Source organism: Bradyrhizobium diazoefficiens (genome assembly GCF_016616235.1).
In the GTDB taxonomy this organism is placed as follows: domain Bacteria; phylum Pseudomonadota; class Alphaproteobacteria; order Rhizobiales; family Xanthobacteraceae; genus Bradyrhizobium; species Bradyrhizobium diazoefficiens_H.
This window is the reverse complement of record NZ_CP067100.1, coordinates 2,241,832-2,254,065: the sequence shown is the minus strand read 5'-3', so window position 1 is coordinate 2,254,065 and position 12,234 is coordinate 2,241,832. Positions and strand designations below refer to the sequence as shown.

The window sequence follows — 12,234 nt, the reverse complement described above, 5'->3', positions numbered from 1 at the left end:
GGCCAAATGGTTGCGCCTTTGTGACGAATTGTCGGCGTTGCAAACGCATATATGCGCTCGCGAAAATGTCAGCACCGCCGAAGCCGGGGCGGCACCAAGCGGCCTTGCTTACATCAGGCATCGCGTTAACGATGGGCGGGCAGGCCGCTGGAACGAAAGCCGGATTGCAGGCATAGTGCATGCCGGGGACGGAGAGCCGCGGCGCCTAGCGTGAACAGGCCGGAGGCCAGGACTCAGATGCGTTTTCCTCACATGCGTTTCCCTCAGATGCGTTTCCCTCGGATGCGTTCATTTTTAATCGCGTTCACTTCCCTGATGCTTTTGAGCGCGGGCACCGCGCAGGCCAAGGTCGACATCACCATCGACAAGGACAATCAGCAGATGACTGTCGTCGTCGACGGCGTGACCCGCTATCACTGGCCGGTGTCGACCGGCATCCCCTCACGCGAGACGCCGAACGGCAGCTTCCGCGCCTTCCGCATGGAAGAGGATCACTTCTCGAAGGAATTCGACGACGCGCCGATGCCGCATTCGATCTTCTTCACCAAGATCGGCCACGCCATCCACGGCACCGACTCGGTCGGTCGACTGGGCACGCCTGCCTCGCATGGCTGCGTGCGGCTGTCGCGCCAGAACGCCTCGACGCTCTACGCGCTGGTGCAGCAACAGGGCGTGCTCAACACCACGGTGACGCTGACCGGCTCGGCGCAGGTCGCGCTGGCGCGCAATCCGCGCGGCCGCGCCAACACCGCAATCGCTCGCGCCCCGCAGGAGCCTGCTGAAGAACAGTACGCCACCACTGGCGATCCCGTGAACCTGGCGCCGCCGGCGCAGCCCGCCCGCCGCTACATGCCGCAGGACGACAATTACATCTATCCGGCCGATGGCAGCGACACCGGCGCGCGCTATCCGGCACCGCGCCCGATCACCCGCCCCTATGGGGCCCAGGCCTACCAGCAGCTGCCGCAACCGCAGCCGACCTACGACCCGGCCTATGGCCAGCAGGGCGGTTATTATCAGCCGCAGCCGCGGCAAGTTTATCAGCCGCGCGGCTATTACTACCAGAACTGACGCGAATTGAACCCGGCGTGGCCGTTCGCGCAATCAAGGCCGGTCGCGCCGAGATCCTCCGTCGACCATTCCCTCACTTTTGCGAGAGAATCGAGCCACCTGGCCGCTCCGGCGGACGGTCGGTCATTCCGCTGTAAAAACCCGGCAATACCGTCCGCACCATTCATAGAGCAAGGACGGCGGGGCTGGGATCTTGTGGTGCACTCGACATCAAGACCGGCCCACCCTCGCCCCTCGTCCGCCGCGATTTGAACGCCAGATGCGGAGAGTACCATGAAGCGAGGCATTGCCGTTTTCGCCTCAGCCGCGGCGCTGATGGGCTTCTTCTATTTCGTTGCCGGCAAATGGGTGATCCGCCACAAGACTGTCGAGATGGCCGACATCCTGCGCGATGGCCGCGACGTGACCGTCGAAATCTCGGTGCGCCGCGACCGCGAGATCCAGTCGATCGCCGAAATGATCGAGCTGCCGGTGGTGATCCTCAGCCACGGCAACACGGTCAAGCATACCGAGTACTCGTTCCTCACCAACACATTCGCCGCGCGCGGCTATCTGGTCGCCAGCATCCAGCACGATCTTTCGACCGACGATCCCATGGTGACGAAGGCCGGCGAGGAATATGTCGGCCGCCGCTCGCAATACAACCGCGGCATCGCCAACATCCTGTTCACGATCGACCGGCTCAAGCAGCTCTACCCGAATGCGGATTACCGCCACCTCACTCTGGTCGGCCATTCGAACGGCGGCGACGTCTCGATGTACTTCGCCAAGCTCCATCCGGAGCTGGTGAAGAAGGTCGTCACGCTCGACAATCTGCGCGTGCCCTTCGTCATCGACGGCAGGATCAAGATCCTGTCCTTCCGCTCGAAGGATCCGCAGTTCAAGCCCGATCCAGGCGTCGTCCCTGATGACGAGACCTGCGCCAAGGCCGGCATTCAGGTGGTGAAGACCGAATTCCAGCATAACGATCTCAGTGACCGCGGCTCGGACCAGGTCAAGGGCTTCATCGAAGGCGCGGTGCACGACTTCCTCAACGAGCTCGGCGAGGACGACAGCCCGTTCAACCTGCCGCGCCTGGCAAAGTCGCGGCCCACCATCGACCAGTTGGCGGCCGCGGCGCCTGAGCGTTGAGCGCTCATTCGTAACTCTCCTGTCCCGGACACGGCGCGGCATGAAATGACGCGACGCAGAGCCGGGACCCAGAAAGCCGCAGCGTGGGGCCCCGGACGCAGCGCACCGCTAAAGAAGCGCTGCGCTGCGTCCGGGGCACGAGTCCCTTTGTGGCGCGAAGCTCACTCCCCGTCCCTTAGCCGCCGGTACAGCGCGCCCAGAATGTTGGAATAGTCGTCGGTCCAGACCCGCACCCTGTCGTCGGCTTCGGTTTCCTCCCATTGCTTGGAGGACGCGATGCTGCCGACGTCGGCAGCATCGCGCGCGGAGATGACGACGTCAGTCGAGAAGATGTAGTCGGAATCGCGCCCCGAATCCTCGTTGTAGACCCAGCTCTTCAAATCATTGGCATCGGCGATGCCGACCACGACGGGCTCGAGATCGAGATGCCGGTTGGAGACGTGCATCACCACCGCGCCGTGTGGAGCGAGCTTATCCTTGTAGATCTTCATCGCCTCTTCGGTCGCGAGGTGGATCGGGATCGCATCCGACGAATAGGCATCGACGATGATGAGGTCATAGGCGCCGTCCGGCTCCCTGGCGAAGGTGAGACGCGCATCACCGATCACAGGCTTCAGGTCCGGCATGCAGCTCGAGATGTAGCGGAAGTTCTTCGGGTCGCTTGCGGCGTCGACCATGGACTGGTCGATCTCGAAGAATTTCCAGTCCTCGCCGGGCTCGGCGGCGCAAGTGAGCGTGCCCGAGCCGACGCCGATTGCGGCAACCTTCAGCGGACCGCCCTTGCGCTCGCGCATCGCGGTGACGGCCTGACCGATGCCACCGTCCTTGTGATAATAGGTGATCAGCTCGGGCCGGCCGGTGACCGGCGTGCCGTCATCGTTGAGGAAGCGCTCGGCGCCGTGAATGGTGGTGCCGTGCATCAGCACGTGGAAATGGCCGCCGGGCGTCACCACGATCTTGTGCACGCCGAAGAAGCTGCGCACCGTCGTGACGCGGCCTTCGTCCGCGGGATAGATGCGGATCAACGCCAGCGCGAGCGCGACGGTGGCGAAGATCTTCCAGCGGCCGGCGTTGAACGTCAGCGCGAGCAGTGCGGCGAGCACGCCGACGGCCCCGGCGACCCAGACGCGATGATCCTCGAGCCAGGTCGAAAGACCGCCCGTGGTGGTGGATGGCACGACGAGCGCGACCGCGAGCGCGGCGAGCACCAGCCAGTACCATTTGACGACACCGGCGAGACGCTCGCTGGCCGGCGGCCGGCACAGCGCGGCAAGCGCAACCAGGATCGGATATTCGGCGATCCACGAGAATGTGAAGGGAGCAACGAGGCCGGCAAAGAGGCCGCCGACCATGCCGCCGAACGACAGTGCGACATAGAAGCCGGTGAGATATTTGGCGGCCGGCCGGGTCCGCGCCAGTTCGCCATGGCAGGCCATGGCGATGACGAAGAAGCAGAGCTGGTGAGCGCCCAGGGTCAGCAGCAGGTTCTGCTCGCCGCCGAAAGCGAGCAGGACGATGACGCCGGCGATCGCCACCGGCTGGAGCATCAGCATCCATTTGTGCGGCAATAGCGGCCGCGACTGGAACACCACCACCCAGGTGAGCAGATAGAGCGACAGCGGCAGCACCCAGAGCAGCGGCGCCGCCGCGACGTCGGTCGAGATGTGCGCGGTGACCGCGATGAGCAGGCCGGACGGCACGGCGGCGAGGAAAATCCAGCGCAGCCGCGTCAGGAGACTTGGCGCCGGCGCGTTCATCTCCTCGGTTTGCGCATCGACCACGGGCAGCTTCGGCGAGCGCAGCAGCAGCACGCCACAGGCGGCGATCAGGAGGATCAGAACGCCATAGCCGCCGGTCCAGAGCCGGTTCTGCGTGTGCAGCGTGAACATCGGCTCGAGCAGGAAGGGATAGGACAATAGCGCAAGGAAGCTGCCGATGTTGGAGGAGGCATAGAGAAAGTAAGGATCGTGCCCGGCGGGATGGCCGGTGCGGACGAACCAGGCCTGCAGCAGCGGATTGTTGGCGGCGAGCGCGAAGAACGGCAGGCCGATCGAGACCACGAACAGGCCGAGCAGCCAGACCGCATAGCCCGACGCCGGCGGCTCGCCATAGGCGGAGGCGATGCCGAGCGGCAGGGTGGCGAAAGCCGCGACCAGCAGCACCAGATGCACCACGACGGGAACGATGCGGTTTCTCACCTGCATCAACAGATGCGCATAGGCGTAGCCGGCGAGCAGCAGCGACTGGAAGAACACCATCGCCACCGACCACACCGCCGGCGAGCCGCCGAGCCGCGGCAGCACCATCTTGGTGAACAGCGGCTGCACCGAGAACAGCAGCAATGCGCTGACGAAGATCGCGGCAGTGTAGACCGTCAGCAGCAGCCGGTTGCGCGATGACGACGGCTGCTCCGTGGCGGCGGGTTGCAGGATCGAATCCATGGAAGCTCCGGCTCAAACCCCCGGCGGGCGCCGGACGGGCGCAATGGAGCACACGGCGCCTGAACGGGCAATAAAGAGGCGCGTGATGTTGCGGTGGGGAATGCTTGATATACAGATGTCGTTCCGGGGCGATGCAAGGCATCGAACCCGGAACCTCGAGATTCTCCGGTGCGGAAGCACGCACCGTAGTTCTCGCTTCGCGAACCCCGGAATGACGGTAGACTGGGCCACGAATTCTCATGACCGAAACCGACGTCGTCATCATCGGCGCTGGCCATAACGGCCTCACTTGCGCGGCCTATCTCGCCAGTGCGGGCCTGCGCGTGCGCGTCGTCGAGCGCCGCAAGGTGGTCGGCGGCGCCGCGGTCACCGAGGAGTTTCATCCGGGCTTCCGCAATTCGGTCGCCGCCTACACCGTGAGCCTGCTCAATCCGCAGGTGATCCGCGACCTCGGTCTCGCCGAGCAGGGCCTGCGAATCGTCGAGCGGCGCGCGCAGAATTTCCTGCCCGCGTCCGATGGCAAGTATCTCCTCACCGGCGAGGGACGGACGAAGGATTCGGTCGCGCGGCTCAGCGCGCATGATGCGGCCGCGCTCGATGATTTCTCGCGCGAGCTGGAAGACATCGCCGACGTGCTCCGGCAGTTCGTGCTGCGCGCGCCGCCGAACCTGCTCGATGGTTTCGGCCCGGCTGCGATCCGCGAGGCCGTGAACGCGCTCCAGAGCGCCAACATCCTGCGCGGGCTCACGCTGGAGCAAAGCCGCAGCCTGCTCGATCTCTTCACCCGCTCGGCCGGCGAGATGCTGGACGAGCGGTTCGAGCATGATCTCGTCAGGGCGCTGTTCGGCTTCGACGCCATCGTCGGCAATTACGCCAGCCCCTACGCCGCCGGCTCCGCCTATGTGATGCTGCATCACGCCTTCGGCGAGGTGAACGGCAAGAAGGGCGTCTGGGGCCACGCCATCGGCGGCATGGGTGCGATCACGCAGGCGATGGCCCGCGCCGCGCAGAGCCGCGGTGTCGCGATCGACCTTGATGCCGGCGTGCGCGAAATCATCATCGAGCGCGACCGCGCCGTCGGCGTGGTGCTGGAGAACGGCACCGCCATCCGCGCAAAGTATGTCGCAGCCAACGTCAATCCAAAGCTGCTCTATACGCGGCTGATCGCAGCCGATGCCCTGCCCGCCGATTTCCTCGCCCGCATCAGGCACTGGAAGAACGGCTCCGGCACCTTCCGCATGAACGTGGCACTGGACCGTCTGCCCTCCTTCACGGCGCTATCAGGCGAAGGCGATCATCTCAGCTCCGGCATCATCATCGCGCCGAGCCTTGCCTACATGGATCGCGCTTATCTCGATGCGCGCGCGCGGGGGTGGAGCCGAGAGCCTGTGGTGGAGATGCTGATTCCCTCGACGCTCGACGACACGCTGGCGCCCGAAGGCCAGCACGTCGCGAGCCTGTTCTGCCAGCACGTCGCGCCGGAGCTTCCCGACGGCAAATCCTGGGACGACCATCGCGACGAGGTCGCCGATCTCATGATCGCAACGGTGGATAAATACGCGCCGGGCTTTGCGGCCAGCGTGCTCGGCCGCCAGATCCTCTCGCCGCTCGACCTCGAACGGCAGTTCGGCCTGCTCGGCGGCGACATCTTCCACGGCGCGCTGAGCTTGAACCAGTTGTTCTCGGCCCGGCCGATGCTGGGTCACGCCGATTACCGCGGGCCCCTCAAGGGCCTCTACCACTGCGGCTCCGGCGCCCATCCCGGCGGCGGCGTCACCGGCGCCCCCGGCCATAACGCGGCGCAGGCGATCCTGCGGGATCACCGCTCGCTGTTCGGAAGCCGTGGATAGGTCTGTGGATGGGCCGGGGACAAAGCTGTGAGAGGGCGGTAGTGTCTCAGTGCTTGGCAAGGGAGGGGCGCAGCAATGAAACGAGTCGCGATCGCCGCCGCGGTGCTGATATTTGGTGCCATCTTCGCTTTGAAGCTGACAGCTAACAAGCCTGACCCGAAGTTTAGCGCTCATTTCAGAGACGCTTGGAGCACGTGCAAAGGACTATATCCCGACGCCAAAGGGAAAGATTTTGATGATTGTGTGAGCCGGATGGTTACGGCCTACGAGTCCTTTCCTGATCGCAGGGACCGTGAAATTTCGAACTGAGACACTATGGAGAGGGCAGCGGCGCCGCTTGTTGGCAGTCGGGCAAACCCGGTTGAAAAGGCGCTGGAAAACCGGGGGACGGACGGCGGGATAAGGCGGTGGACAGCGTTGGGAAAACCACGGGACAAGCTGTGGCTTTCCTGTGAGAACCGCCCCCAAAACGACTTCGCCCGCCAGGGGCAATTCCCCGTGCGGGCGGTCGTCGAAACTGCTGTCTATGAAGAAAGGTGCCCCCGCTGGGAATGGGAGGCGGAAATTACTTCAAGGAGCTGCTAATCGAACCGAACTTGTCGTTCATCGTGCTGCCCAGGCTGTTCACCACCGTGATGATCGCCAACGCGATACCAGCCGCGATCAGGCCGTATTCGATCGCGGTCGCGCCGGACTCATCGGACCAGAACTTCAAAACCATGCGCTTCAAGACTCGCCTCCATTTCCATTTCAAGCTGTGTTGGTCAGCCCCAACATCCGCAAATCTACGGACCACAACCTGAGGTCAGGTTAATCGGCGCAGCGCAAGTTGTACGAAAATTGAGAACGAAAGTTCCAGAAATTGAACCCACGGAACCCCAGGATGCAGCCTTCCCCCACCCACCGTGCCAGCTTTTCGCTTCCCGACGAGGCCGCGGCGCGACACGTCGTCGACGTGCTCACCGAGGTGTTCTTCGAGGGCGATGCCGCCGTCGCGGCGTTCGAGCGGCCGGACGGACAATGGGACGTCACGCTGCATTTCGCCGAGGCGCCGGACCAGGAATTGTTGCGCGAACTCGTTGCAAACGCGGCAGGAACTGGCATTGCCGCGACCCTTGCCTTCGATACCGTCGAGGCCAAGGACTGGGTCAAGGCGAGCCTGGAAGATCTCGTCCCGGTGCCGGCCGGACGCTTCGTCGTGCACGGCAGCCACGACCGCGACCGCGTCGCGCCGAACAAGCTCAAGATCGAGATCGAGGCGGCGCTCGCCTTCGGCACCGGCCACCACGGCACCACCCGCGGCTGTTTACTGTTGCTTGACCATGTCCTCAAGAGTTCCCGGCCGCGGAGCCTGCTCGACCTTGGCACCGGGACCGGCGTGCTCGCCATCGCGGCGGCGAAGGCGCTGCATCGTGCCGTGCTGGCCTCCGACATCGACCCGCCCTCGGTGCGGGTGGCGGCCGAGAACGCTGACCTGAACGACGTCGGCACCTGCGTCCGGGTGATCCGTGCCACCGGCTTCGCCGCGCCCGATTTCGCCAGATGCGGCCCGTTCGACCTGGTGCTGGCCAACATTCTTGCCAACCCGCTCAGGCAATTGGCGGGTCCGATGGCGCGGCACCTCGCGCCTGGCGCCCGCGTCATCCTCTCCGGCCTGCTCACCCACCAGGCTCCCGCCGTGATCGCCGCCTATCGCGCACGCGGCCTCGCGCCGCTCAGGCATCTGCGGATCGAGGGGTGGAGCAGTCTGCTGCTGCGGAAGCTTTCGTAGGGCGCGCAAAGCGACTTGTCCGCCATAGCTCAAAGAGAGACGGCGGAAGCCTGCCCACCATTCCGGCCGCGAATTCGGAAAGCATCGTGGGCACGGCGCTTCGCGCCTTTGCCCACGAGACTCCGCCCTACTCCGCCCGCTTCTCGTCCTGCCGCATCGCGCGCTCGCCCTGCAAGACGCGCCGGGCGCGACGTTCGGCGAAACGGTCGATCATCTGGCTGATGAGGCCGCGCGGCTTCTTCGGGCTCGATGCGGCCGGAGCGCGGCGGACCGGCGGCGAAATCTTCTCAAACATGAACGCTGGCATCGTGTGTCCCCTCGCCGCTGCGATGAACCACCTGCTCGAATGTCCCTGTTCTCCGGACGAAGCGCAACTGCCGCATCCCCCAACTCCACTCAATTCGAATGGAATATTTCAAGCACACTCCATGCCAGATGCGACGCAAATGCGTCCGGATTGCGGAGCGATCCCCATGGTCCTAGATTGAGCGCATGTTCGAAGCGCATTTCCAGACATTCGAGGAGCCCGAGGCCGGCGTCGCGTTGACGGCGCGCCTCGCCGCGCTCCGCGAAGAGCTCGCCCGCCGCAAGCTGACCGGCTTCGTCGTTCCCCGGGCCGACCAGCAGCAGAACGAATATGTGCCCCCGTCGGAAGAACGGCTGGCCTGGCTGACCGGCTTTACCGGCTCGGCAGGCTTGGCCGTGGTGCTGACGCAGGAGGCCGCAGTGTTCGTCGATGGGCGCTACACCATCCAGGCCGCCAAGCAGGTCGACGCCAAGGCCTGGGCGGTGGAATCGCTGATCGATCCGCCGCCGGAAAGTTGGCTATCGGCGCATCTGAAGGCGGGCGACCGCCTAGGATTTGATCCGTGGCTGCACACTTCTGCGGCAGCCGAACGCCTCGCTGCTGCCTGCACTAAGGCCGGCGCCGAGTTGGTCGCCGTCGACAGCAATCCGGTCGATGCGATCTGGCACGACCGGCCGCAGCCGCCGCTCGCCCCGGTCGCGGTGCACGGCCTGCAACATGCCGGTGTTGCCGAAGCCGCGAAAATTGCGCAGATCAGGAGCGAGATCGACAAGCTCGGCGTCGACGCGCTGGTGCTGTCCGACAGCCATGCCGTCGCCTGGACCTTCAACATCCGCGGCGCCGACGTCGCGCACACGCCGCTGCCGCTGTCCTATGCAGTGGTGCCGAAGGACGGCCGTCCCACCATCTTCATCGATCGCCGCAAGCTCTCGAACCTGACGCGCGACCATCTCGAGCAGTCCGCCGACGTGCGCGAGCCCGATGCGATGGCTCCGACGCTGATGGCGCTGGCTGGAAGCGGCGCCGCGATCGCGCTCGACAATGCCACGGCGGCCGACGCGCTGAGCCGATTGATCGCGGGCGCCGGCGGCAAGCCGGTGCGCGGCAACGATCCGGTCGCGCTGCTCAAGGCGGTCAAGAACGCGACCGAGATCACCGGCACCAAGACGGCTCATGTCCGCGACGCCGTGGCGCTGGCCCGCTTCCTCGCATGGATCGACCGCGAGGCGCCAAGCGGCAAGCTCACCGAGATCGACGCCGTCGAGGCGCTGGAGACGTTCCGCCGCGAGACCGGTGCGCTGAAAGATGTGTCGTTCCCGACCATCTCCGGCACCGGCCCGAACGGCGCCATCGTGCATTACCGCGTCACCCGCAAGAGCAACCGGCGCATCGCGCCCGGCGACCTCCTGCTGATCGATTCCGGCGCGCAATATGAAGACGGCACCACCGACGTCACCCGCACCATGGCGGTGGGCGAACCGACGGCCGAGATGCGCGACCGCTTCACCCGCGTGCTGCGCGGCCACATTGCAATCGCGCGCGCGATCTTCCCGGACGGCACCAGCGGTGCGCAACTCGACACGCTGGCGCGGCAATATCTCTGGGCCGCCGGCATCGATTTCGAGCACGGCACCGGCCATGGCGTCGGCAGCTATCTCAGCGTCCACGAAGGACCGGCGCGGATCTCGAAGCTCGGCACCACGCCGCTGAAGCGCGGCATGATCCTGTCCAACGAGCCCGGCTATTACAAGACCGACGGCTTCGGCATCCGCATCGAGAATCTCGAGCTGGTGGTCGCCGCCGACATCAAGGGCGCCGAGAAGCCGATGAACGCGTTCGAGACGCTGACCCTGGCGCCGATCGACCGCCGGCTGATCGACACGGCGATGCTGAGCCGCGACGAGCTCGACTGGCTCAACGCCTACCACGCGCGCGTCCGGGCCGCTGTGCGCGAGGGGCTGGATGAGGCGACGAAGGCGTGGCTCGACCAGGCGACGGCGGAGCTGACGGCGTAAGCGCGGGCCGGGCGATGCATGGCCCTACGCGATTAGCGCAATGCTGCTTCTCCACATATCGCCGTCATTCCCCGCGAAGGCGGGCAATCAAGTATTCCGGAGGCAGAATACGTATGCGGAGCGGCCGCGGCGTACTGGATCGCCCGCCTTCGCGGGCGATGACGCCGTTTTGCGGAATGAAGCGAGCGCCCAATCGGCCATCATCGCGCTGCAATCATCACAGTCCCGGAATCCGTATAGCTGCATTCCGAAACACCGATATCCGTCTTGTGCGAGCACGCTACAGTCCGATTCGAAATTCGAACGAGACGGACGCGCATGCACGGCATGATCAGCAAACCGCCGGAAGCGGCGATGAAGAACCTCGCGACCTCGCGCGTGGTGTTGCTGCTCCTGGTCGTCATGACCGGGATTGCCCCGATCTCACTCTACATGCTGGTCCCGGCGCTGCCGGTGCTGGCGACGACGTTCGGCAGCGACATCTCGGTCGCGCAGATGACGGTGTCGTTCTACATGGTCGGCATCGCGCTGTCGCAGCTGATGATGGGGCCGCTGTCGGACAGGTTCGGGCGGCGCCCGGTGCTCCTCTGCGGCCTCACGCTAATGGTCGCGGCGAGCGTCGCCTGCATCTTCGCGCAGACCCTGCCGCAGCTGATCGCCGCGCGCTTCTTCCAAGCACTCGGCGGCGCCGCCGGCATGGTGGTGAGCCGCGCCATTATCCGCGACATCTATGAGCGCGATCGCGTCGCCTCGATGATCAGCCTCGTGGTCGCAGCGCTGATGATCGGACAGATGGTGTCGCCGCTGACCGGCGGCCTGATCGAGACCGCGTTCGGCTGGCGCGCGATCTTTTACGCCATCACCGTCGGCGCGATCATCGTCGCTGTCGGCATCGCGATCGCGCTGCCGGAGACGCGCCGCACCCGCGCCGCCGGCAGCGGCTTCCGCGGCGACGTCGGCATTCTCATCCGCAACCGCGCCTTCGTCGGTTACGTGATGTGTCAGGTGCTGGCTTCGCAGATCATCTTCACCTTTGCCGGCGGCGGTCCATACATCGTGGTGACGCAGATGGGCCGGACCAGCGCCGAATACGGCGCCTGGTTCGCAACGACCGGCTTTGCCTATCTCGTCGGCAATCTGCTCTGCGTACGCTTTGCACCCAGGCATTCGCTGGAGAAGCTGATCTGGTTCGGGCTGGCGTTGCAGCTCTGCGGCAGCCTACTGAACCTGGTCTGGAGTTTTACCGGCTCGAACGAGGCGCCCGCCTGGCTGTTCGGCACCCAGATGATCGTGATGGCCGGCAATGCCTTCGTGATGGCGAATTCCGCGGCCGGCGCCATCAGCATCCGCCCTGAAGCCGCCGGCACCGCCTCGGGCGCGATGGGCTTCCTCCAGCAGGGCATCGGCGCGCTGATGTCGCAATTCGGCGCCTATCTCGGTGGCCATTCCGCCACGACGCTGCCACTGACGTCGGCAGTGCTGGCGATCTCGCTGCTCTGCGCCTGCATGATGATCTTCGTCGTCCCCCGCCACGAGATCCTGGTGAGCGAGACGCTGATCGAGCAGGCCGAGGAGGAAGAGAGCGGGATGATGTAGCCGTCGCCGCGCGACGGCTGTCACGGTACGCTCGGTGTCATCCTCCACGAAA

General features: G+C 65.3%; 10 protein-coding genes. 7 read left to right on the top strand and 3 right to left on the bottom strand.

Annotated features, from left to right (window positions below; genetic code table 11):
• Positions 1-267: 267 nt before the first annotated feature.
• A complete protein-coding gene (locus JJB99_RS10630) occupies positions 268-1,071 on the top strand; it encodes a L,D-transpeptidase (RefSeq protein WP_200498717.1) in 804 nt (267 codons plus the stop codon).
• Between the two features lie 273 nt (positions 1,072-1,344).
• Positions 1,345-2,202, top strand: coding sequence for an alpha/beta fold hydrolase (locus tag JJB99_RS10625; protein WP_200498716.1), 858 nt, complete (start codon positions 1,345-1,347; stop codon positions 2,200-2,202).
• Positions 2,203-2,363: 161 nt separating this feature from the next.
• Here the strand turns inward: JJB99_RS10625 and JJB99_RS10620 are convergent, their stop codons facing one another.
• Positions 2,364-4,643, bottom strand: a complete 2,280-nt coding sequence (locus tag JJB99_RS10620; RefSeq protein WP_200498715.1) for a fused MFS/spermidine synthase — start codon at positions 4,641-4,643, stop codon at positions 2,364-2,366.
• A 239-nt stretch (positions 4,644-4,882) separates the two neighbouring features.
• Here JJB99_RS10620 and JJB99_RS10615 point away from each other — a divergent pair, with 239 nt between their 5' ends.
• Positions 4,883-6,493 (top strand): phytoene desaturase family protein, encoded by a 1,611-nt coding sequence (locus JJB99_RS10615; RefSeq protein ID WP_200498714.1) that lies wholly within the window; start codon positions 4,883-4,885, stop codon positions 6,491-6,493.
• A 75-nt stretch (positions 6,494-6,568) separates the two neighbouring features.
• Entirely contained in the window at positions 6,569-6,802 is a 234-nt protein-coding gene (locus JJB99_RS10610) for a hypothetical protein (protein ID WP_200498713.1), read from the top strand.
• Positions 6,803-7,058: 256 nt separating this feature from the next.
• Here JJB99_RS10610 and JJB99_RS10605 read toward each other — a convergent pair whose 3' ends face one another.
• Complete coding sequence (locus tag JJB99_RS10605; protein ID WP_092021903.1) at positions 7,059-7,214, bottom strand: Flp family type IVb pilin; 156 nt, start codon at positions 7,212-7,214, stop codon at positions 7,059-7,061.
• A 162-nt stretch (positions 7,215-7,376) separates the two neighbouring features.
• Between JJB99_RS10605 and JJB99_RS10600 the strand changes: the two genes are divergently transcribed.
• The gene (locus tag JJB99_RS10600) at positions 7,377-8,264 is read left to right on the top strand and encodes a 50S ribosomal protein L11 methyltransferase (protein WP_200498712.1); all 888 of its coding nucleotides are present in this window, start codon (positions 7,377-7,379) and stop codon (positions 8,262-8,264) included.
• 127 nt (positions 8,265-8,391) lie between these two features.
• Here JJB99_RS10600 and JJB99_RS10595 read toward each other — a convergent pair whose 3' ends face one another.
• Positions 8,392-8,571: a hypothetical protein gene (locus JJB99_RS10595; RefSeq protein ID WP_200498711.1), complete on the bottom strand. Its 180-nt coding sequence runs from the start codon at positions 8,569-8,571 to the stop codon at positions 8,392-8,394.
• 185 nt (positions 8,572-8,756) lie between these two features.
• Here JJB99_RS10595 and JJB99_RS10590 point away from each other — a divergent pair, with 185 nt between their 5' ends.
• Complete coding sequence (locus JJB99_RS10590; protein WP_200498710.1) at positions 8,757-10,586, top strand: aminopeptidase P family protein; 1,830 nt, start codon at positions 8,757-8,759, stop codon at positions 10,584-10,586.
• A 318-nt stretch (positions 10,587-10,904) separates the two neighbouring features.
• Positions 10,905-12,182, top strand: coding sequence for a multidrug effflux MFS transporter (locus JJB99_RS10585; RefSeq protein WP_200498709.1), 1,278 nt, complete (start codon positions 10,905-10,907; stop codon positions 12,180-12,182).
• Positions 12,183-12,234 lie beyond the last annotated feature (52 nt).

Excerpts from the sequence above, each read along its gene's own strand:
- JJB99_RS10630 (WP_200498717.1), top strand. The coding sequence starts at position 268 with ATGCGTTTCCCTCGGATGCGTTCATTTTTAATCGCGTTCACTTCCCTG.
- JJB99_RS10625 (WP_200498716.1), top strand. The coding sequence starts at position 1,345 with ATGAAGCGAGGCATTGCCGTTTTCGCCTCAGCCGCGGCGCTGATGGGC.
- JJB99_RS10620 (WP_200498715.1), bottom strand. The coding sequence starts at position 4,643 with ATGGATTCGATCCTGCAACCCGCCGCCACGGAGCAGCCGTCGTCATCG.
- JJB99_RS10615 (WP_200498714.1), top strand. The coding sequence starts at position 4,883 with ATGACCGAAACCGACGTCGTCATCATCGGCGCTGGCCATAACGGCCTC.
- JJB99_RS10610 (WP_200498713.1), top strand. The coding sequence starts at position 6,569 with ATGAAACGAGTCGCGATCGCCGCCGCGGTGCTGATATTTGGTGCCATC.
- JJB99_RS10605 (WP_092021903.1), bottom strand. The coding sequence starts at position 7,214 with ATGGTTTTGAAGTTCTGGTCCGATGAGTCCGGCGCGACCGCGATCGAA.
- JJB99_RS10600 (WP_200498712.1), top strand. The coding sequence starts at position 7,377 with ATGCAGCCTTCCCCCACCCACCGTGCCAGCTTTTCGCTTCCCGACGAG.
- JJB99_RS10595 (WP_200498711.1), bottom strand. The coding sequence starts at position 8,571 with ATGCCAGCGTTCATGTTTGAGAAGATTTCGCCGCCGGTCCGCCGCGCT.
- JJB99_RS10590 (WP_200498710.1), top strand. The coding sequence starts at position 8,757 with ATGTTCGAAGCGCATTTCCAGACATTCGAGGAGCCCGAGGCCGGCGTC.
- JJB99_RS10585 (WP_200498709.1), top strand. The coding sequence starts at position 10,905 with ATGCACGGCATGATCAGCAAACCGCCGGAAGCGGCGATGAAGAACCTC.